Origin of the sequence: Parabacteroides sp. PF5-9, from assembly GCF_029893105.1 — a bacterium.
GTDB lineage: Bacteria > Bacteroidota > Bacteroidia > Bacteroidales > Tannerellaceae > JARXWG01.
On sequence record NZ_JARXWG010000008.1, the window covers coordinates 1 to 22,647 of the forward strand.

Consider the following 22,647-nt stretch of genomic DNA (forward strand, 5'->3'; position numbering starts at 1 on the left):
AAGGACCATGAGTGTTTTGGTCTTTTTCGAAACTTAGAAACAGTCAAACTTGACAACCAATTTTAGGACGGGACAACCTCTAACAGAAAAGTGTTATAAAAGACGCAAATAAACCAATCGGTCACTTCAGTTTTTTGTTTGGATGTTTCATCGTAGTGTTGAAATCTTGTAGGCATGGATAATAATCCGCAAGTATTTGGGATAAGGCGTTTGAATCTGTTTTTTTATACTAAAAGTAACACCTTTTTAAAATATTGTGTTACTTTTGCGACACAACAAGTAAACAGGTCGTCTACAAATAAAGAATTAAATGAGGAAAGGATTTGGGTGTTTATGTGTACTGTTAACAGGCTTTTTATTCTTTAATCCGCATGTTTCGGCTACAGAACCGGACGTTGTTGATAGTTTGATTTATCTTAAAGGGGTAGTTGTTTCAGCGAATAAAATAAAAGTAAACCGGAATAGTGTGCCATTATCTATTTCAGTAATTGAGAGGCATGAAATTGAAAGCAGTAGTGAATCTGCTTTATTGCCGGTATTGTCTCAGCGCGTTCCCGGTTTGTTTGTGACTCAAAAAGGAATTACAGGTTTTGGGGTTTCCGAGGGTTCGGCCGGAACGGTAAATATTCGCGGAGTAGGGCAGGGAAACAAAGTGTTGATGCTGTTCGACGGTCAACCGCAATGGGCCGGTCTTTTCGGGCATTCTTTGCCGGATACCTATGTGGCTTCGGATGTCGAACGGGTAGAGGTCATACGTGGTCCGGGTTCATTATTATATGGATCGAATGCCATGGGTGGAGTGGTCAATATTATCACCCGCCAGCATAATCAGGAAGGACGTCGTACACAGGCTCGGGTGATGTATGGGTCGTATAATACGCAGAAATATATGATCAATAATGGCTATAATATCGGTCGTTTAAGTACGTATATTTCACTGAATCACGACCGCACAGACGGGCATCGGGCGGACTCGAAATTTTATATGACTAATGGTTTTGGCAAAGTGGGCTATACGTTCAGTGACAGTTATAAAGCCATAGCCGATATCAGTCTGGCAAAATACAAAAATCATAATCCGGGAAAGATCACCGCACCGATTATAGATAATATCATGGATATCCTGCGTGGGACAGCATCGTTGGCTCTCGAAAATAATTGGTCGAAAGGTTCAGGAGCCATACGTGCATTTTACAACTGGGGTGTACATGATATAAACGATGGATATAATCGGGGCAGTGAACCGCGTAAGTTCTTGTTTCATTCAGAGGATCACAATGTCGGTCTGTTGGTCTACCAATCTTTCCGGTTATTTCCTGGAAATAGTTTCACCGTAGGGATAGACTATAAGAACTGGGGAGGTTTGGCTCGGAATGACAGTATTCATGGAGTTCGGGAAGAGTTGGTCGATAAATCTGTCGATGAAACGGCGGGTTATCTCATTATGCAACAGGATTTGTTTGACAAACTTAGTTTGAATGGTGGTGTGCGTTATGAACATAACAGTACATTCGGAGGCGAATGGATACCGCAGGCGGGCATTACTTTCCGTCCGATAGAAGGGAATGCGATAAAAGCATCTTTATCCAAAGGATTCAGAAGCCCGAATATCCGTGAGATGTATATGTTCCCTCCGCAGAATCCGGATTTAAAACCGGAAAGTATGATGAATTATGAAGTATCAGTGGGGCAAACATTCTTGGATGGCGATCTGTTTGCTGAAGTCACTGCTTTTTATATTGATGGCAAAGACATGATTCAGACGGAACGTTTTGACGGACGACCGAAAAATGTGAATACCGGTAAATTTTATAACAAAGGGGTTGAAGTGGATGCCCGGTATCAGCTACGTACTCATTTTAGTCTGGATATGAATTATAGCTATCTGCATACCAATAAAGCGTTGTTAGCTGCTCCCAAGCATAAATTTTTTGTAGGGGCAACATATACTCCGGGACGTTTTACCGTGGATGTTAACGTGCAGTCTATCTTTGATTTGTATATAAATACGACGGATAAGGTAAAAGAGGATTATACCGTACTGAATGCTAAAGTGGCCTATCGGCTGGGTACCCGGGAGAAGGGATTGAACCTGTTTGTTAAAGGAGAGAACTTAACTGCAACGAAATATACGATTAATGAAGGTTTTCCTATGCCTAAAGCGGTCTTTATGGGTGGGATTGATTTGACCTTCTGAACATAATTATTTTATTTACTTACTTCTTTATTGACTGAAAAACCTGAACGAAGAGCTAGCTGACTCTAAGTTCAGGTTTTGTCTTTTTATCGGAAGTATTTTATTCTTTATTGAGCAGGAACGAATCGATCTGTTCAACAAATACTTCTCTGGGTAGCGCACCTTGTGCGATCTGTGGTTGTCCGTCTTTAGGGATAAAAAGCAATGTCGGAATATTTTGTACTCCAAATACAGCTGCCAGTTCCTGTTCTTGATCGACATTGATTTTATAGATGACAATATCGTTTTTATAAACAGAGGCCAGATCTTTCAGGATCGGAGCAATTTTCTTGCACGGAGGACACCAGTCGGCATAAAAATCAATAATACACGGTTTGTCTCCTTCATAGACCCATTTTTCAGCGTTCTTTTCGTAATCGAATACTTTACTCAGAAAATCGGCTTTATTCAGATTGACCACTTCTCCTTTTTCAGTTCCAGTCTTGGGATCTCCTTCTTTTTCTGTATTGGCAGATAACGAACAACTTACCGTAATCAGAGCAAGAGTAATCAAAAAAACACTTTTCAAATTTTTCATATATCACATTTTCCAAATTTATAGTATACAAAATTAGTAATAAAATCAACGATAGTCTTCAACAAAACGCTAAAAGATAATAATTTATGAAAAACTAGTCTTTCAAATTAACCCTCTCTTCTATGCAACCACCTTAAAACGGGTTGTTCTTTCCAGAAGATATTCGGATTCAAATAGATGGATAGGCTTGTGATGTGGGTTATCAAAACAGGGGAATACGTTCTGATTATTTAATATTTTTCTTTTATCTTTGAGAAAAATAGGACTAAAGCTGCTTTAAAGTGATAAAACGATATCATTGAATTGTTCTTGCAAGCAGAGATGACGAAGAGAAAAGGCCAGGCTTTTCAGTTGACTGACCTTTTACTGAAGTAAGAGAAGTTTTGTCGAAAAAGAGACTCTTTATTTGTTTATGGCTTCTAACAGATATTTCCCAGGTTTGAACCGCACAGTTGTACGCGCTTGAATCATTACAGGGGTTCCTGTTTTAGGGTTTCGGGCCATACGACTTGATTGTGGTCTTGGGGTTAGAGTTCCAAATCCAATAAGAGAAATTTCTTCTTTACGGATCATACATTCGGTTACAATATCCATATAGGCATCTAATACTTTTTTAGCCTCTTTTTTTTGTAACCCGGCTTTGTCAGCCAAAGCTTCAATTAATTCCGCTTTATTCATAGCTGTTTTGTTTTGATAGTGATACATTACAAATGTAGGGGAAGTGATTTATAAAAACGAGGCGTTTTGTAAGTATATTTGCCGATTCTATGTTTAATTGAGGAAATAAAAGCGGGAATATTTCCGATAAATGTAATAAATTGAAATTTGGGCACTTATAAATCTCGCTAAATGAAATAAAGTGGTAAACCGATAAATTCATACAAAATGAAAAATTCATTAAATAATGAATTAATAGAAGCAATAAAAGAGCATCTAATGGAAGATGTTAACCTGGTAGAGTTGTTGATGGAAAAACTATCAATAGGAAAAGAAGCGGCCTATCGGCGGTTGAGGGGAGAGGTACCGTTTACTTTTTATGAAGCGGTCATAATGGCAAACACGATGGGGCTCTCTTTGGATCAGATTGCAGGAATGACCTTATCGACGGATGCCATGTTTAATATCAATCTGGATAAAATCACTTCTGAGGATGATTATTTTTATATTGTATTCAGTCGCTATTTCGATGTACTTCGCTATCTGACGGATGAATCGGATGCTGAATTGTTTATCGCTTCCGGTATTCTTCCGTTTCCATTTTATACCTCTCATGCGCATTTGATGAAATTTCAATATGTCAGATGGATGCATCAGCATGGCAAACTGGAAAGAGGTAAACGAATGAAAGATATTGAATTTTCAAAAAATCTCTCACAGATTCTAAAAAAGCTACCCGAATTAAGTGAATGCATGCCTATGACTCATTTGATTTTAGATACGAAAATATTTGCTGATTTGACAGAGCATATTCGTTGTTATGCCGATTTGGGGATTTTATCTGAAGAGGATGTGAATGAATTAAAGGAAGAATTACTCACTTTTCTGAAAACGCTGGAGCAAATCGCGTTAGAAGGTGCATTCTCTACAGGAAACAAGGTCGATCTTTATCTCTCTAATATGCCTTTTGATACGACTTATTTATATGTCGAAAAAAAGGATTTTAATATCTCTTTTCTGTTCCTTTATGCGATAGATTATATCGCTACTCAAAATCCATTAGTCTGTAAAATGCATAAAGAGTGGATACAATCATTGAAACGTTATGCGACGCTTATTTCGCAATGTGGTGAAGTTCAGCGGAATGTCTATTTTAATGCCCAACGCAAGCTGATACTTTCTCTCTGAATTTAGAAAGAACGATCTCATCTCAATATTCAAAATGCATGCAGGAAGAGGTCGCTTCATGGTTTTTATGTGTATTTTTGTCGTTCATTTAATAATAAACAGATGAAAATTGAACAGAATTATTCGCTCGAAAAACAGAATACATTTCACTTGCCGGTGATGGCTCGATGGTTTATGGAGTATGAAACGGAAGAGGAGTTGCAGCGTATCCTGCGTGATGAATATTTTCAGGAATGCTCGTCTCTTCATATCGGGGGAGGGAGTAATCTTCTGTTTTTAAATGATTATAATGGGATCATTGTACACTCTTTGATAAAAGGAATGGAAGTGGTAGAGGAGACTACGGATCAGGTCATCCTTCGTGTGGGAGCAGGTGAACTGTGGGATGATGTGGTTGCTTTTGCCGCTGCAAAAGAGTGGGGAGGTATTGAGAACTTATCGCATATCCCTGGTGAGGCCGGAGCAGCAGCACTACAAAATATCGGAGCGTATGGGGCAGAGATAAAAGATGTGATTCAAACGGTGGAAGCGTATAATCAACTGACTTTTGAAAAACGCATCTTTACCAACGAAGAGTGCCAATATAGTTATCGGTATAGTTTTTTCAAAAATGAGCAGAACGACCCTTATATTATCACCTATATTACTATCCGATTGACCAAAAATCATCATGTTTTTCATACTGATTACGGACTGTTAAATCAAGCATTAGAAGGTCAGAGGCTTTCTCCTGCTGCGATTCGTGACGCTGTTATCCGGATTCGACAATCTAAATTGCCCGATCCTGAGCAGTTAGGAAATGCGGGAAGCTTTTTTATGAATCCGATTATTAGTCCGGAAAAATATCAGCAACTGAAAAATGAATATCCTGATATGCCCTCTTATCCGGCAGCGGACGGACGGGTGAAAGTCTCTGCAGGATGGCTGATTGAGCAGTGTGGATTTAAAGGACAATCACATGGAGCAGTAGCTGTTTATGAAAAACAGGCGCTCGTTTTAGTCAATCTGGGAGGGGCAACAGGAGATGAAATTGCATTAGTGGCGGAAAGTATTCGAGATACAGTATTTAGTCGGTTTGGTGTTGAATTAATACCGGAAGTTAGATATATCGGTTGATGAAATTTACTTTTTTAGGAACAGGCACATCTACGGGTGTGCCGGAGATTGGTTGCCGGTGTGAAGTTTGTACAAGCCGGGATACGAGAGATAAACGGATGCGTACATCTGCACTGGTTGAGGTAGATGGGAAGCGTATTATTATTGATTGCGGCCCCGATTTTCGTTATCAGATGCTCTCCAATCGGATAGCGTGGATAGATGCTGTATTGATTACGCATGAACATTATGATCATGTGGGAGGATTAGATGATATACGTCCGTTGGGGCGGGAAAAAGATCTTCAGATCTATGCGGAAGAAAATGTCATAGAGGCGATAAAAACACGTATGCCGTATGCCTTTGGCGCGAATAAGTATCCAGGTGTTCCTCAGTTGGATCTGTTTTCTATTGCAAATCAGTCTTTTAATATTTTTGGGATACCTGTTATTCCGATTCGATTGATGCATGGCCGATTGCCTATTTTAGGTTTTCGGATAGGCCATATGGCTTATTTAAGTGACCTGACATCTATCCCGGAGGAGGAGTTCGAAAAACTACAAAATCTGGATGTATTAGTTATTGAAGCTTTGAAAAAAGGGACTCATCCTTCTCATGAAGGTTTGGAAGAGGCATTAATACAAATAGAACGAATTAAACCGAAAGCGGCTTATTTAATACATATGAGTCATCGAATAGGACTTCACGCTGTTGTTGATAGGGAATTGGATTCTCATATACATTTAGCTTATGATGGCTTGAGTATTGAGTTTTAATGCAAGACTAAAGAATCAGTTTGGATGGATGAATGGCAGGCGGTATAATACATATATGCTTTATCCGTATCTATCTGAGCCGTGATATTCAGATGAGGATATAACTCTTTCAAACGGAGTGATAATGTATCAGCCATTGATTGGTAAAGCGTATCCGTTTGTTCTGACAAAGGATAACTCCCATAACAACAGATATTTCCTTCACTGGTGAAAATGTCGGCAGCAAGCCATTGGTTTTGAATTCTCCACTCAGTCGAATCGGTGATTGATGTATACAAATTCAATGAATCGGCCTGGAAAAGGATATTCATCGGGGCATTACTGTCGAAGGCATTGGCGGCCATTGTTATTTCGGATGGAATCCATGCTAAAAAATCCATCTGTTTGCTGGCGACCTCTTCCAGTAATTTTTTGCTGTAACTGGCAACAAGGAATCCATTATGCAGGTAATAACCGAAAAAACGATTTTCGGTATCGGGTAGGTAATTGAATGTGATATTCTCTTTGACCTGATGTTGCGGTTTATAGGTGTTAAATAAAGGGGATATTGCCTTTTTCTCGATTTGGACTAACGATTTTGCATCTGCTTTCGCCAGAAAAACGACTCCTTGCGGATGAATGGAAAATAAGAGAGAAGATTGAGTCGGACAAGCTTCTATTATGGAAAGAAATATGTCCGGAATATGCTGGGAAATAATATCTTGCATAGCTGTCTGTGAAAGAATTAACCTTGAAAAAATAGAGGGTCGGTTTACTGCTATTAATGCATTCGGATTGGGAGCAACCAGTGAATACAGATCGATATCGACAGTCTGTTTCTCCTCTTCAAGTTTTCCGAAAAAATGCCATACAGCAAAGAACGTAACAAGAATAGTGATGCTGACAATGATTATTTCTTTTTGATAAGTTCTCATTCCGGTTTTATAAAGTATTTACACCATGGTTTCAATCCACAGATTTCACATTTGGGTTTACGGGCGATACAAATATAACGTCCATGTAAAATTAACCAATGATGTGCAATAGCAATTTGTTCTTCAGGAATATATCTGATTAATTCTTTTTCTGTTTCCAGAGGTGTTTTACTGTTGTTTGTCAATCCAATACGATTGGAGACTCTGAATACATGTGTATCCACAGCCATTGCAGGTTTGTTATAGACTACCGATCTTATGACATTGGCTGTTTTACGGCCGACTCCAGGCAATTTCATCAACTCTTCTATCTCTGAAGGTACTTTCCCTGCAAAATCCGACAACAACATTTTGGCCATACCTACCAGATGTTTGGCTTTGTTGTTTGGATAGGAGACGCTCTTGATGTATTCGTAAACGACTTCAGGGGTAGTTGCAGCAAGTACCTCAACGGTAGGAAAAGCTTCGTACAATGCAGGTGTGATCATATTGACCCGTTTGTCGGTACATTGAGCTGAAAGTATAACAGCGATAAGTAGCTGAAACGGATCTTTATATTGCAACTCAGTCTCTGCAACAGGTACATTTTCTGTAAACCAGCTTAACACCCCTTTATATCGTTCCGCTTTTTTCATCTTATTTGGGCATAAGTTGTTTGGCTATAAAAAATCCGGCAAATACAGCTATGATCCCCAAAAGATTATTTGCGAGAATATTGAATATGCCAAGTTTATACTCGTTTTCTTTTAAAAGCATCATCGTATCCAAAGAGAAAGATGAAAAGGTGGTGAAGCCTCCAAATATACCGGTGAAAAGGAATATTTTGAAATGATACGGCAGGTTGAAAGTGCCGGATAAATGCCAACAAAAACCAATTAAAAACGAACCCAGCACATTTACAGCTAAAATGCCCAAAGGAAAAGGATGGGAGATCTGTTTTTGTATCCACATCGAAACACCATACCGTGCAAGGGTTCCAATGGCTCCTCCTGTTAATAGAAACAAAATCTTTACCATAATACTCATGTGTTTTCCCCGGATCAGAACAACCGATCCGGGGATGGTAATGATTTATAGGTTGTCAATTTAATTGGCCGACTCAAACTGTCTCAGGAAGCGGATGTCGTTTTCTGAGAACATGCGTAAGTCTTTAACTTGATATTTAAGATTTGTAATACGTTCAATACCCATGCCTAATGCATATCCGGAATATACGTTGCTGTCTATGCCACAATTATCCAAAACATTCGGGTCAACCATACCGCAACCTAATATTTCAACCCACCCGGTATATTTACAGAATGGGCATCCCTTGCCTCCGCATAAATTACAGGAGATATCCATTTCGGCAGAAGGTTCTGTGAAAGGGAAATAAGAGGGGCGTAGGCGAATATTGGTGTTTGCTCCGAACAACTCTTTTGCAAAAAACAATAAAGCTTGTTTCAGATCGGTGAAAGAGACATTTTTATCAATGTACAACGCTTCTACCTGATGAAAGAAACAGTGTGCTCTATAGGATATGGCTTCGTTTCTGTATACGCGTCCGGGGCATATAATGCGGATAGGCGGTTGCTGTTGTTCCATCACGCGTGTCTGTACAGAAGAAGTATGTGTTCTTAACAGTATGTCCGGATGGTGTTGTATGAAAAATGTATCCTGCATATCTCGAGCGGGATGATCTGCTGCAAAATTCAGTGAAGAGAATACATGCCAGTCATCTTCGATCTCCGGACCTTCAGCAATACTGAATCCCAAGCGGGCGAAGATATCACAAATTTCTTTTTTGACAATTGAAATAGGGTGTCGCGTTCCTAAGTCGATAGGGTAGGCCGTTCTTGTTAAATCGACGTTTTCATCGAAAGTTTGAGTGTTTTCAAAACGGTCTTTGAGTTCGTTGATTTTATCTTGTGTATTGGTTTTTAATTCATTCAAAAGTTTTCCAACTTCACGTTTTTGTTCAGAGGCAACATTTCTGAAATCGTTCATCAACGTAGAAATTTCTCCTTTTTTACTAAGATATTTGATGCGTAAGGCCTCTAATTCTTCTGCATTTGTAGCTTTTAAATCTTCTATTTCCCGTAGAAGAGACTTAATTTTCTCAAGCATTTGACAACTTAATTTTTTTATTCGACAGGCAAAGTTACTCCTTTCTTTCCATAATACAATCAGTTGACCTTTTTTTTCTCTGATCAGAACACAATATGTGTTATTTTGTTATTTAACAAAGGGGCAACTGATATTTGTCGTCTTTTGTAAATTAGATAAACATTCATTGTTGATGGAGATACTTATTATTGTTGGATTGGTTTTATTAAATGGTCTTTTTTCAATGGCAGAAATTGCGTTGGTTTCGGCACGAAAGGCACGCCTCGAAATAGATGCTAAAAAGGGTAATAAATCGGCACAAACAGCATTGCAATTGGCGAATGAGCCCGATCGTTTTCTTTCCACAGTTCAGATAGGGATTACTTTGATTGGTATTTTAACCGGTTTATATTCCGGCGAAGCTTTTGCAAAAGATTTTGCAGAGATTATTGATCGTATACCGTTTTTACAACCTTACGCTTTGATGATAGCTAAGACGACAATAGTCATTGTTGTGACCTATTTGACACTGATTTTTGGTGAGTTAGTGCCTAAGCGAATCGGTATGGGCTTTGCTGAGAAAGTGTCGGAGATTGTGGCTAAACCGATGTTTATACTCTCTATGATTGCTTCTCCTTTTGTGTGGCTGTTGTCAGCAAGTACTTCATGTGTTGTAAAAGTGTTAGGCGTGGATAAGATTGAGGAGAGTAAGGTCACGGAAGAAGAAATTAAGGCTATTGTGAAAGAAGGTCTTGAAGTAGGAGAGATACAAGAAGTTGAACAACATATTGTTGAACGTGTATTTAACTTGGGGGACCGGAATATTAGTTCGATTATGACATATCGCAATGACTTGGTCTGGTTGGATATAACAGATAGTATTGAGGTTATTCGTGAAAAAGTGATGGAAAATCTATTCAATATATATCCGGTTATCTCCGGGAGATTGGATGATGTGTTGGGTGTTGTTTATTTAAAAGATTTATTTGGTAAAATAGATTCTCCTGGTTTTAAATTGAATGAATACATTCGTCCTGCCCAATATCTTCCGGAAAATCAAAGTGTATATAATGCGTTGGCGCAATTTAAAAAATCTCGTGTAAAATATGGCTTGGTGACAGATGAGTTTGGAGGTATTCAAGGAATTGTAACAATGAAGGATATCTTGGAGGGTTTAATAGGGCAATTGCCGGAAGCTGGCGAAGATTTAGAATTTGTAGAGCGATCTGATGGCTCCTTTTTAGTTGAAGGTCAATGTTCTTTTTATGATTTTTTGTCCCATTTTGGTCTGGGAGAACTATATACTGATTACGATTATAATACTTTGAGTGGGTTGATTCTGCAACTGTTAGGCTATGTACCTAAAACCGGAGAAAAGCTGAATTGGCTTACATTTGAATTTGAGATCGTAGATATGGATGGTGCACGTATAGATAAAGTTTTAGTAAAAAGAAATATGGATTGATTTTGTTTGTCTGATGAATATTTTTTTGTTTTTATCTGTTTGAATATGTTTTAAAATTGTTCTTTTCGTTGTTTTGTCTATTCTTCTAAAAGGTGTAACTCCCTCCCAGCGCTTTGTATAAATTAACGATTGCCAGCTGTTCGTTTAGTACGGCATTATTCAGTCCGATTTGAGCATCGAGTAAACCGCGTTGTGCATCCAGTACATCCATATAATTAATAATTCCATTGATATATTGTAGTTGTGCTAATTGAAGATAATTTTTAGCTGTTGATTCCAGTTCTTCGCTTGATAGACGAATCTCTTTAACTTTTTGCGTTGTAATAATTGCGTTGCTGACTTCCCGGAAAGCTTGTAATACATTCTTTTGATAACTGTATACCTGTTGTTCATACTGCGCTTGTGCAACTTTTAGTCGCGCTTTGTTTTTGCCCATTGCAAAGAGCGGCTGAAGTAAATCTCCGGCTATGAACCAGGCGGGACTCTTTAATAGATTGCCAAGATCATCGCTTTCACCGCCTAAATTGCCTGTCAGACTTATTTTTGGGAACAAATGGGTATAGGCAATACCCACCCGTGCATTCGCTTCTCGTAGTTTTTGTTCGGCCAGGCGTATATCCGGTCTTCTTTCCAAAAGTTCGGAAGGTAATCCAACCGGAAGTGTTTCCGGGAGTTTTTCATACTCCCAGAGGTTGCTTCTTGGTATATTTTCACTGTATTGACCGAGTAAAACGGAGATGTCATTTTCTTTTATTTTGATATCTCTTTCAAGTGTCGGTATCAATGTTTCGGTACGGGCAAGTTCGACTTGTGCCTGATTGTAGGCGGTCTCTGAGGTTAAACCTCCTTCATAACGTAATTTTGCTAAGCGAACCCCTTCACGGCGGGCTTCCAGTGTCTGTTGAATAATGTATAATTCTTTATCTAAAGCTTTGAGTTGGTAATAATTAGTGGCAACTTCGGAAATAATTGTCAGTTGAAGCGCTTTTTGTGCATCGACAGATTGCATATAAGCTGCGATATTGGCTTCATTGGCCCAGCGAAGATTGCCGAAGAAGTCTATTTGCCAAGCCAGTGTCAATTTACCTGAAAATTCCGGATCTGGCTTCGGATTATCTCCACCATAGTTTAGTTGTTCTTTTTGTGCATTGAAGCGAGCGTTTATTTCAGGAAATTGATCGGCGAAAGAGATACGTTTTAAAGCGATCATCTCTTTTATGCGTGCAGCGGCAATGAGCATATCCTTGTTGTTTTCAAGCGCTTTATGAATTAATTGCTGTAGTATATCGTCCCTGTATAAACTTTCCCAAGGTATATCGGTGATAATAGAAGTACTGTCAGATGCTGTAGCAATCACTGATGGGAGATTTAAATCCGGACGTGCATATTTTGTCCCGATTTTACAGGACGTTAGAATAAGAACAAACAGTAGCACTACTAACGGCTTGAGAGAATACTTTTTTTGTTTCATTTTTGAATACGGTTAAGTCTTAGTTTTTCAATCCACCTTGAAGATCTCTTAGTTATCTGTTGATCTTTTACAATCTGATGTATCTGTAATTTGTCTTTTATTTTATAGACCATTACGAAGAAAAACGGTACCATGACAATACCAATAGATATAGCGACCAACATACCGAAAAAGACACCGGTGCCGATACTATGCCGTGAGGCTGACCCTGGACCGCTGGCCAGAACCATTGGCAACATACCCAGAATAAAAGCCAATGAAGTCATCAAAATCGGACGGAAACGCATTTGCGCAGCATGAATGGCAGCTTTGCTGATTTCTACTCCTTTGTCGACCTTGATTTTTGCAAATTCCACGATCAATATGGCGTTTTTTGCCGCTACGCCAATGAGCGTAACCAGTCCGATCTGAAAATAAATATCATTTTCCAGACCCATTATCCATATTCCAAGATAGGCTCCTAAAGTAGCCACGGGTAATGACAATAAGACAGCAATAGGAACAATCCAACTCTCATATAAAGCGGCAAGAAACAGAAAAACAAACAGAAAAACTAAGGCAAGTACGAATCCAGTTTGTCCTCCGGCTTGTTTTTCCTGATAAGATAAACCACTCCATTCAAGACCAATATTTTCTGGAAGATGTTCATTCGCAATTTCTTCCATAGCAGCCATGGCTTCTCCGGTACTGTACCCCTGGGAGGCTACAGCATTCACAGAGGCTGTATTGAACATGTTAAACCGTTTGATTGTCCCGGGACCTGTTGTGTATTGGGTCGTTCCCAAAACGGTTAATGGCACCATCGCTCCGTTGGAAGTACGCACAAAAAATAATCCGAGATCATTTTGAGTCGCACGATAAGGCGCCTCAGCCTGGATATAAACACGGTATATACGATTGAACATATTGAAATCATTTACATATACCGAACCAAGATAGGCTTTCATCGTTGAAAATATGTCTGATAGCGGAATTCCTAACGATTTGGCTCTATCGCGGTCAACATCGAAATATAACTGTGGTATTTCTGATTGTAAAGCAGAAGATATATTTTGTAATTCAGCGGCTTGTGATGCATAATAGAGAAAAGTATCTCTGGCATCAACCAGGTTATTCCAAGTTGCATCTCCACGTGCTTCCAACTGCATTTCAAGTCCTCCGCTTTCTCCTAATCCCGGAATAACAGGAGGGCGATTTATATATGCCTTGATTTCCGGATAGTAATAGAATTCTTTCCGGGCAGCATCCATCACATCTTCCACTTTCATTCCGGAAGATTTACGTTTTTTCCAAGGTTTTAATATAACAGTAAGCATTGCCCGACTTTGAGAGGTCCCGACCCGGGAACTGCTCCCTGTTACATTTTGAACATATGCGACGGCTTCTTGACTTTGAAGATAGGCAATTGCACGATCAGTCACTTTGCGAGTACGTTCCAGCGTAGTCCCTTCGGGCATTTCCAGTTCAACCGTAAAAAATCCCTGATCTTCCTCCGGAATAAAGCTGGTGGGTAAGATTCTGTTCAATACGAATATAAAGATTAAAACCATTCCGAAACCAGCGAGTAATCGTTTGGGGTTACTAATTGCTTGTTGCAATGTGAGGGTATACCGGGTATTTCCTTTGACCAGCCATTTGTTGATTTTACGGAAGACAATATTTTTTCTGTCTGAAGAGGGGCGCAAAAGGATGGCACACATTGCAGGACTTAATGTTAAAGCTACCACTGTTGAAAGAAGTACGGATACAACAATGGTTACAGAGAATTGTCTGTACAATAGACCGGTGATTCCTCCCAGAAAACTGACCGGAACAAATACGGCTGCCAGAACCATGGAGGTTGCGATCAGTGCACCCGAAAGTTCTTTCATCGCTTTATGCGTAGCTTCGCGTGGTGAAACACCTTCCGTTTCCATGATTCGTTCCACATTCTCAACCACAACAATCGCATCATCTACGACTATTCCAATGGCTAAAACTAATCCAAGCAAAGTCAATATATTGAGTGAAAACCCCATCATTAACATAAATCCAAATGTACCAATCAGTGAGATCGGAACAGCGATAGTGGGAATGAGAGCTGCTCTCCAGTTTTGCAGTGAGAGGAAAACGACGAGTATGACAAGAAACAACGCTTCAAACAAGGTTTTGTATACTTCATGTATGGATTGGGAAATGTATTCTGTCATATCGAAAGGGAAATTATACTCCAGTCTTTCCGGGAAATTACGACTGATTTCTTTCATCGCTTTTTTTACTTCCGCAGCAACTTCCAACGCATTACTTCCCGGAAGCATATAAATACTTAGTATCGCCGCATTTTTACCATTGATGCCACTTTCAGTCGAATAAGAAGAGGCTTCAAGTGAAACACGTGCCACATCTTTTATTCTGACAATACTTCCGTCCGGGTTCGCACGAACGACTATATCTTCGAACTCTGTTACTGTTGATAATCGGCCCGGAGCAGTAATGGGTAAGGTGATATCCACATCGAATATTGGCTGTTTTCCTAATTCACCTGCAGCAGATTCCCGATTTTGATCTTGTAAAGCATTTTGCAGATCTTTTACAGTTAATCCCATATTAGCCAATCTGTCTGGATAGACCCATATCTGCATCCCGTAATAGCGGCTTCCTACATTTGAAATTCTTCCTACTCCGGGTATTCGGCGTAAAACATCCAATATGTTTACAGTAGCGAAGTTACTCAGGTAAATCTCATCAAATTTCGGGTCATCCGACATTAAAGTCAGGGTCATCAATTGGCTGGGTGATTGTTTTTCTATAGTAATACCATTTTGTACAACTTCGGTTGGTAAACGGTTTTCAGCCAGTTTGACGCGATTTTGTATTTCGACGGCAGCCAAATCAACATCTGTTGAAACATCAAATGTGATCGTGATATTTAATCCCCCCGAATTAGAACTACTACTTTGCATATAGATCATGCCCGGTGTTCCGTTCAACTCCTGCTCGATAGGGGTAGCAACAGCTTGTGAAACAGTTACAGCACTTGCTCCGGGATAAGAAGCACTTACCCGTACTACGGGAGGGGTAATTTGCGGATATTGATCTACCGGCAACAAGGTAAGCCCGATAATCCCAACAATAACAATCAAAATAGATAATACCGTTGAAAAAATCGGTCGTTCAATGAAAAATCCCGATTTCATAATCCTTTCTCCTCTTTTAATTGTAAGATTGCTTCTTCTTCACCAGCCTGGATCGTTCTGACTTTGATACCGGGACTTAGTTTATGATACCCTTCAATGACTACCAGTTCATTTTCTCCTAATCCTCGTTCTATCACGACATTATTTCCAATCTCCGGTCCGATTTGAACAAAACGTTTTTCGGCTATCTCATCTTTCCGGATAATATAAATAAAAGAACCTCCTTGTTCAATAGCAAGTGCTTTACGAGGAACAACAATAGAGCGTTCACGTACATCAAGGAGTAGTTTGACACGGGTAAACTGCCCGGGAAGTAAACGTTGGGTTGGGTTAGGTAATTCAGCCCGTACACCGAATGTTCCGGTTTGAGGATCTACTATCGGATCAGCGAAGTCGACAATACCTTTCAGCAAATATTCAGAATTGTCAGCCAAAGTTACGGTGACGGTCGGTTGCCATGAGCGTGTACTGTCTTGTTCTCCAAAACGCACATTACGCTGTTCCGCTTTCAGGTAATCTAAAGCTGTCATTTTGAAATCAACTAATACAGTGTCGCTTTTAACCACTGCCGCCAGTTTGGAATTCGCTCCCGGGCCAACTAGTGCGCCAACATCCACAAAACGTTCACTGATATATCCGGAAAGGGGAGAGGTTACAGTCGTGTAACTTAGTTCTAAAGCCGCCTGATCGAGTTCTGCTTTGCTGATGGCTATATTTGCTTCGGCATCTTCCAGGGCAGATGTTGCATTGTCTAAATCCAGTTGACTGGCTGCATGTTGTTCGTAAAGCGGCTTAAGACGTTCTACATCACGTTTGGATTTTGCCGCTTGTGCTTCACTTTTCTTAAGCTGTGCCTTTGCTTTTTCTACACGTGCTTTGTATTGAGCCGAACTGATAATAAATAAAGGATCATTTTGTTTGACACGTTTACCTTCTTCAAAAAGCATTTTTTCGAGGTATCCTTCCACACGTGCATGTACTTCCACAAAACTCGACGCACGAATTCGTCCGACATATTCACCGTAAATTTCTACATTTTCTTTTGCTGGCTTGTCGACGATAACAATCGGTAATTGTTGTTCTTCTTTCGGTCTACAGCCTGTTATCCCTAATAAAAGGATCGCTAAGGTTATTGTTTTCTTTAGTTGCATTTTAAATTCATTTTAACTTTAAAAAAGTAATGAAACAGGCAACAATTGCATTGCTGTTCTTAATTAAAGGTGATAACGCTCTATATTAATAACAAATACAATGTGGAATATGTTAATCTGACGAATGAGTTTCATGGGGTATTTGGTTGATAACGTAATCCGAAGGTTGGTCAACTTGATCCATCCAATTGGTCTGTCAACCACGTAGTGGCAAAATGTGCATAGCCGTATATGTTGCTTCACAACATATACGGCTATGCATCATCTCGCGCTTGCTACGCGCAGTTATCATTGGCTTTACGCTTTCAATATACTTATCTTTTCCAGTACTGCTCCATCTCTTCAAGGCTTTTACCTTTCGTCTCGGGAACAAATTTCCAAATAAATAATGCTGCTAAGATTCCCATGAATCCGTAGATCCAGTAGGCCATGCCGTGGTTAAAAACTTCGGTGAGGTGTTGGTTCTTGTCGAGCATAGGGAATGTCCATGAAACCAGAAAGTTGGCAATCCATTGGGCAGCCACTGCGATGCTCATTACAGTAGAACGAATGGAGTTGGGGAATATTTCAGCTAAAAGTACCCAGCATACCGGTCCCCATGACATCGCAAATCCGGCTGTATATACCAACATACATATCAAAGAACCTATGCCGACGGAATGTGTATAAAATGTAGTGCCCAGAGTCATCATTGAAACGGCCATAATCAAAGCGCCAATAATCATTAACGGGCGACGTCCGAATCGATCAACAGTAAAAATGGCTAAGACAGTAAACGATAAATTGACGGCTCCTACGATAATCTGTTGTAATAAAGCCGCATCTGTTTCTGCTCCCATTGTTTTAAATATTTCGGGTGCATAATAAAGAACGACGTTAATCCCTACAAATTGCTGGAAGGCAGATAATAACACGCCAACCATGATAATTAAGATACCGTAAGAGCGTATCGGTAATAGTAATGAGATAAAGAAACTACCTATCAGTGAAATTTCGAGCGCATTGGTGTTTCCTGTTAGTTTTAATAATGCAAACGCGATGATGAATAAAACGAGCCATGTCCCCATAAACGTATAATAGGGGCGGAGGGAAGGTGTTTTCTCTTTAAAACTTTCCTGAATAGCAACGAGTTCTTTGTCTGCTTCTTTCTTATCCATTAATTTGCCGAGAATAGAGAATGCTTTTTCGTTTTGTCCACGCATAACCAGATAACGCGGTGTCTCCGGCACGAACATCAATAAGATTAAGAAGAGTAGTGCCGGGATTATTTCGGAAGCAAACATCCACCGCCATCCGATCTGGTGTAACCATGAAGCATCCCCTTGCAGGGCAATGGTATAGTTTACAAAATAGACGACAAGCATCCCGAAAATAATGGCAAACTGATTCCAGGCCACCAGGTTTCCCCGACGATCAGCCGGTGCTACTTCGGCAATATACATTGGTGACACCATGGATGCCAATCCTACGCCAATACCACCGATAATGCGGTAACATACAAATAGGTACATAAGTGTATGATCTCCACTTCCTGGCATCCCCATAAACAGTTCCGGCCATGCCGAGCCTAAAGCAGAAAAAAGAAACAGTATTGCAGCCATTATCAGTGTCGGGCGACGACCGTAACGCTGACTGATCCAGCCGGCAAAGGATGCACCGAAAATACATCCGATAAGTGCACTGCTGACCACAAAGCCCTCTAAAGCATTTGCCTGATCCAATGGTAGGTGGTACGGTTCGATGAAGAACTTACGTAAAGATTCGACAGTTCCTGATATTACAGCTGTGTCGTATCCAAACAACAGACCTCCTAATGTGGCCACTAAGGTGAGACCGAAAATATAATTATTGTTGTTCTTCATAATCAGTAGATTTTTATGGAGAATAAGAGAAACCTGATCCCGTGCAATACGCACGGGATCAGGTTGTCTATATGTCAACCTTAAAGGCTGTAAATGTTAAATATGATTGTTGATTATCATCTCATATAACTCCTGTTTGCCGCTGATCTGCTGCGGTTCGCTATCGCGAAGTGCAATTGTCCGAAGGTCTTCCAATGTCAACTTGCCCTCTTCAAAAGCTTTTCCTTCACCACGATCGAAACTGGCGTAACGTTCTTTACGCATTTTCCGGTAATCAGCATGTTCGAGAATGTCTGCCGCTACGAGAAGTGCACGGGCAAAAGCATCCATTCCACCGATATGTGCAATGAAAATATCTTCCAGATCGGTCGAGTTACGACGGGTTTTTGCGTCGAAGTTCGTACCTCCGGTAGTTAATCCTCCCGCTTCCAGAATAACCAGCCATGCCTGTGTCAGTTCATAAATATCCATGGGGAATTGATCGGTATCCCATCCATTCTGGTAATCCCCGCGATTAGCATCGATACTACACAACATACCGGCATCGGCAGCAGCTTGTAGTTCATGTTCGAAAGTATGGCCGGCCAAGGTCGCATGGTTCACTTCGATATTCAGGGCAAAATCTTTATCCAATCCGTAATGACGGAGGAACCCGATCACTGTTTCAGCATCGACATCATACTGGTGTTTGGTCGGTTCCATCGGTTTAGGTTCAATAAGGAAAGTCCCTTTGAATCCGTTTTTACGTCCGTAATCCCGTGCGATTGTCAACAACATAGCCAGATGTTCTTTTTCGCGTTTCATATCGGTATTAAGCAGACTCATGTACCCTTCACGTCCGCCCCAGAAGACATAATTCTCACCACCCAGTTCGATACAGGCGTCAATGGCATTTTTTATTTGAGTAGCAGCGCATGCCACAACCGGAAAATTCGGATTAGTAGCTGCTCCGTTCATATAGCGTTCGTGTCCGAATACATTGGCAGTCGACCATAATAATTTTTTGCCTGTTGCCTGTTGCAATCCTTTGGCGTGTGTTACCATTGTCTGCAGACGTTTTTCAAACTCCGCCAGTGTTGCCGGTTCGTCTACCACGTCCACATCATGGAAGCAATAATAAGGGATATTACATTTGGTCATAAATTCAAAGGCAGCATCCATTTTGTATTTTGCGCGTGAAATGGCATCTGTTCCTTCATTCCAGGGGAATTTTTTTGTGCCTCCGCCAAATGGGTCGCCCCCTTCGGCACATAAGGTATGCCAATAAGCCATTGCAAAACGCAGATGGTCTTTCAATGTTTTACCCATGACCACCTTGTTTTCATCATAATAATGAAAAGCTAACGGATTTTTTGACTCACGTCCTTCGAACTGAATTTTTCCTATTCCGGAAAAGAATTCTTTTTCACCTTTATAAAAACTCATAAAATGATTGGTATTAAATTGTTAGATAATATTTGATTGTTGGAGTCTCTCTTTCCAGATCTCGAAGGCAGCACAGTATTTATCCGCTTTGAAGCCGTCGGGTTCGATCACATCGATCTTTTGTAATGAGGCGAAGGCTTCTTCCGGTGAGTTATAAATCCCGGCACCAATTCCGGCACCTTTGGCTGCACCTACGGCTCCATTCGTGTCGAACAGTTCGATAACAGCCCCAGTTACACCAGCCAAAGCTTCTCTGAAAATCGGACTTAAAAACATATTTGCATTCCCTGCACGAATAATGCTGATATCAATTCCCATATCGTTCATAATATCCATACCGTATTTGAAAGCAAAGACAATGCCTTCCTGTGCGGCACGAGCCAGATGTGTTTTGTTGTGGATATTGAAATTTATGTCGTGTATTGAACAGTTGGCTTCTTTGTTTTGCATGATTCGTTCTGCTCCATTGCCAAAAGGAATGATCGATATCCCATCCGAACCAATCGGGATAGTCGATGCCAACTCGTTGAGTTGGTCATAACTGATCCCTTGGGGGGCAATATTTCGTTTAATCCAGGAGTTGAGAATTCCCACTCCATTGATACATAAAAGCACGCCCAGACGAATCTTTTCGAATGAATGATTGACATGTGCAAAAGAGTTTACCCGAGAGAGTGTATCGTAATTGACATGTTCGTTTACACCGTATACCACTCCGGAAGTTCCTCCGGTAGCCGCTATCTCTCCCGGGTTGAGCACATTTAACGATAAGGCATTGTTGGGCTGATCGCCAGCGCGGTAGGTGACGGGTGTTCCTTTTTTTAGGCCCAACTCATCGGCCACCGAACCTAATAATTCTCCTTGCAATCCGAATGTGGGGCGAATGTCTGCGATTAGTTCCGGACTAAAACCATAATGGTTCATTAACTCCTCAGAGAGTCTGTTCGTTTTGAAATCCCAGAAAATACCTTCCGACAATCCGGAGATGGTGGTGATGATATCACCGGTCAACCGCATACCGATGTAATCGCCAGGCAACATTATTTTATGAATAGAACTGAATAAAGCCGGTTCATGTTCTTTTACCCAGGCTAACTTTGAGGCCGTAAAATTACCCGGTGAGTTCAATAGATGTGACAGACATTTTTCCTCTCCGATCGTTTTAAATGCCCGGTCACCATATGGAACGGCTCGGCTGTCGCACCAGATAATGGAAGGACGGAGCACGTTCTTGTTTTTATCAACCACGACCAAACCGTGCATTTGATAAGAGATGCCGATCGCCCGGATCTGGCGGCCATCAATGTTTGCTTTTTGAATCGCTCCCCGGATCGCCTCTTTCAGATTGTTCCACCAATCTTCCGGATGTTGTTCTGCCCAGCCGGGCTTTGCCGCTATCATAGGAGCCTCCTCTTTCGGATAAAAATCAGTCCCGACAGCTTGCCCGGTTTCTACTTCGACAATCGAGGCTTTGATCGAAGAACTACCAATATCACATCCCAGTAAATACATAATATAGACTTGTTTGAATCAGTTTTTATTAAATTTTGATCGCTGTTTGTTGTACTTTACTTTATCAAAACGGTAATACCGTGCCGCTCGATGAGCCACTCCGTCTTGTATGTCGTCTGTCGGCACAACATATTCCAGCGAATTCATCTTTTTATGAAAATTCCGGACATCCATCTCTTTGTTATAAATGATCTCATAAGTCCGTCTCAATTGAAAAGCAGTAAATTTTGAAGGCAAATAGTCAAAGACAATCGCCGGCTCTTTTTCCATCCATGCGCGCATTTCCTGCACTGCAGCTTCAATAATTTCTTTATGATCGAAAGGGAGATGTGGAATCTGATCTACTTTAAACCATTGCGCTTCATCGTATTTATAAGAAGGGTTGAACTTACGGGTGTTTTTGCATAAGGCGAGATAGGCTACAGTGACTATTCGACTGACTTTATTCAGTTTTAATGCATTTTCCAACCACTGCAGATCGTCTTTGTTTTTGGTACGCGATGGAGAACCGAAACAGCGAAACTGTTTGAGCGATATTCGTTTAAGACCTGTAGTTTCGTTTAACACCCGATAAGCCGCTTCATCAAGCGTCTCGGTGTCGTAAATCAAACTGCCGGGTAGTTTGAAACCTATTTTGTTTCCGTCAACATCACTCCTTTCCACTAATAATACAGAAAGTTGGTCTTCACTAATTCCCAACAACACACAATCTACTGAGACGTGTGAATAGAGCATGTCTTTTCTCTTTTCTTGTGTTTCCATGTTTTCTATATCAGATGGATGCAAATATATGTAATTTTTTTACTTTACAAGTAATTAAATATTTTTTTTAATAGCTATAATAGTCTATTTATCTGATATTTCATTATCTTACTTTGTACAATATGAATTCTTGAAGATAATGTACTTATAACAATATAGTCTGAAACTGTTTGTCTGAAAAAAATAACAATAAGCGAACAGGGATACAAACAGCTGTTTTTTTTACATCATATTTCAGTTGTTGATGTGAATCGGTAGTCAAATAACACCACTGCTTTTTTGTGCGATACAGAAGCTTTTGTGAAAGCACCCAACGCTTTTTTTGAGCCATCAT

At 40.3% G+C, this 22,647-nt stretch carries 18 protein-coding genes; 5 read left to right on the forward strand and 13 right to left on the reverse strand.

Features of this window, described 5'->3' with window-relative positions:
• Positions 1–310: 310 nt before the first annotated feature.
• Positions 311–2,197, forward strand: a complete 1,887-nt coding sequence (locus M2135_RS06135) for a TonB-dependent receptor (RefSeq protein ID WP_280747728.1) — start codon at positions 311–313, stop codon at positions 2,195–2,197.
• Between the two features lie 100 nt (positions 2,198–2,297).
• Here the strand turns inward: M2135_RS06135 and trxA are convergent, their stop codons facing one another.
• Together trxA and M2135_RS06145 are read right to left on the reverse strand one after the other, a co-directional pair.
• On the reverse strand, positions 2,298–2,774 hold the full coding sequence (gene trxA / locus M2135_RS06140) for a thioredoxin (RefSeq protein ID WP_280747729.1): 477 nt from the start codon (positions 2,772–2,774) through the stop codon (positions 2,298–2,300).
• Between the two features lie 402 nt (positions 2,775–3,176).
• Entirely contained in the window at positions 3,177–3,452 is a 276-nt protein-coding gene (locus M2135_RS06145; protein ID WP_280747730.1) for an HU family DNA-binding protein, read from the reverse strand.
• A gap of 207 nt (positions 3,453–3,659) precedes the next feature.
• Between M2135_RS06145 and M2135_RS06150 the strand changes: the two genes are divergently transcribed.
• From M2135_RS06150 to M2135_RS06160, 3 genes are all read left to right on the forward strand, one after another.
• A complete protein-coding gene (locus M2135_RS06150; protein WP_280747731.1) occupies positions 3,660–4,619 on the forward strand; it encodes a hypothetical protein in 960 nt (319 codons plus the stop codon).
• A 102-nt stretch (positions 4,620–4,721) separates the two neighbouring features.
• Entirely contained in the window at positions 4,722–5,735 is a 1,014-nt protein-coding gene (gene murB / locus M2135_RS06155) for a UDP-N-acetylmuramate dehydrogenase (RefSeq protein ID WP_280747732.1), read from the forward strand.
• The gene (locus tag M2135_RS06160; RefSeq protein WP_280747733.1) at positions 5,735–6,490 is read left to right on the forward strand and encodes an MBL fold metallo-hydrolase; all 756 of its coding nucleotides are present in this window, start codon (positions 5,735–5,737) and stop codon (positions 6,488–6,490) included. The genes murB and M2135_RS06160 overlap by 1 nt, the downstream gene beginning before the upstream one ends.
• On the opposite strand, the gene M2135_RS06165 is transcribed toward M2135_RS06160, so the two are convergent.
• The 4 genes from M2135_RS06165 to pheS all read right to left on the reverse strand — a co-directional run bounded on the left by M2135_RS06165 (position 6,487) and on the right by pheS (position 9,510).
• Positions 6,487–7,404 carry a hypothetical protein gene (locus M2135_RS06165; protein ID WP_280747734.1) on the reverse strand — a complete coding sequence of 306 codons (918 nt, stop codon included), beginning with the start codon at positions 7,402–7,404 and terminating at the stop codon, positions 6,487–6,489. The two genes, M2135_RS06160 and M2135_RS06165, sit on opposite strands and share 4 nt — an antisense overlap.
• Entirely contained in the window at positions 7,401–8,039 is a 639-nt protein-coding gene (gene nth / locus M2135_RS06170; RefSeq protein ID WP_280747735.1) for an endonuclease III, read from the reverse strand. Before nth ends, M2135_RS06165 begins: the two co-directional genes overlap by 4 nt.
• A gap of 1 nt (position 8,040) precedes the next feature.
• Complete coding sequence (crcB, locus tag M2135_RS06175) at positions 8,041–8,421, reverse strand: fluoride efflux transporter CrcB (protein ID WP_280747736.1); 381 nt, start codon at positions 8,419–8,421, stop codon at positions 8,041–8,043.
• A gap of 69 nt (positions 8,422–8,490) precedes the next feature.
• Positions 8,491–9,510 (reverse strand): phenylalanine--tRNA ligase subunit alpha, encoded by a 1,020-nt coding sequence (gene pheS / locus M2135_RS06180; RefSeq protein ID WP_280747737.1) that lies wholly within the window; start codon positions 9,508–9,510, stop codon positions 8,491–8,493.
• A 172-nt stretch (positions 9,511–9,682) separates the two neighbouring features.
• On the opposite strand from pheS, the gene M2135_RS06185 reads away from it, so the two are divergent.
• Positions 9,683–10,954 carry a hemolysin family protein gene (locus tag M2135_RS06185; RefSeq protein ID WP_280747738.1) on the forward strand — a complete coding sequence of 424 codons (1,272 nt, stop codon included), beginning with the start codon at positions 9,683–9,685 and terminating at the stop codon, positions 10,952–10,954.
• Positions 10,955–11,039: 85 nt separating this feature from the next.
• Here the strand turns inward: M2135_RS06185 and M2135_RS06190 are convergent, their stop codons facing one another.
• From M2135_RS06190 to M2135_RS06220, 7 genes are all read right to left on the reverse strand, one after another.
• On the reverse strand, positions 11,040–12,425 hold the full coding sequence (locus tag M2135_RS06190) for an efflux transporter outer membrane subunit (RefSeq protein ID WP_280747739.1): 1,386 nt from the start codon (positions 12,423–12,425) through the stop codon (positions 11,040–11,042).
• Positions 12,422–15,601: a multidrug efflux RND transporter permease subunit gene (locus tag M2135_RS06195; protein WP_280747740.1), complete on the reverse strand. Its 3,180-nt coding sequence runs from the start codon at positions 15,599–15,601 to the stop codon at positions 12,422–12,424. The genes M2135_RS06190 and M2135_RS06195 overlap by 4 nt, the downstream gene beginning before the upstream one ends.
• Positions 15,598–16,752, reverse strand: a complete 1,155-nt coding sequence (locus M2135_RS06200) for an efflux RND transporter periplasmic adaptor subunit (protein ID WP_280747741.1) — start codon at positions 16,750–16,752, stop codon at positions 15,598–15,600. The genes M2135_RS06195 and M2135_RS06200 overlap by 4 nt, the downstream gene beginning before the upstream one ends.
• A 314-nt stretch (positions 16,753–17,066) precedes the next feature.
• Complete coding sequence (xylE, locus tag M2135_RS06205) at positions 17,067–18,614, reverse strand: D-xylose transporter XylE (protein ID WP_280747742.1); 1,548 nt, start codon at positions 18,612–18,614, stop codon at positions 17,067–17,069.
• 96 nt (positions 18,615–18,710) lie between these two features.
• Complete coding sequence (gene xylA, locus M2135_RS06210; protein ID WP_280747743.1) at positions 18,711–20,039, reverse strand: xylose isomerase; 1,329 nt, start codon at positions 20,037–20,039, stop codon at positions 18,711–18,713.
• 21 nt (positions 20,040–20,060) lie between these two features.
• Entirely contained in the window at positions 20,061–21,551 is a 1,491-nt protein-coding gene (locus tag M2135_RS06215; protein WP_280747744.1) for an FGGY family carbohydrate kinase, read from the reverse strand.
• Between the two features lie 18 nt (positions 21,552–21,569).
• Positions 21,570–22,313, reverse strand: coding sequence for an NUDIX domain-containing protein (locus M2135_RS06220; protein WP_280747745.1), 744 nt, complete (start codon positions 22,311–22,313; stop codon positions 21,570–21,572).
• Positions 22,314–22,647 lie beyond the last annotated feature (334 nt).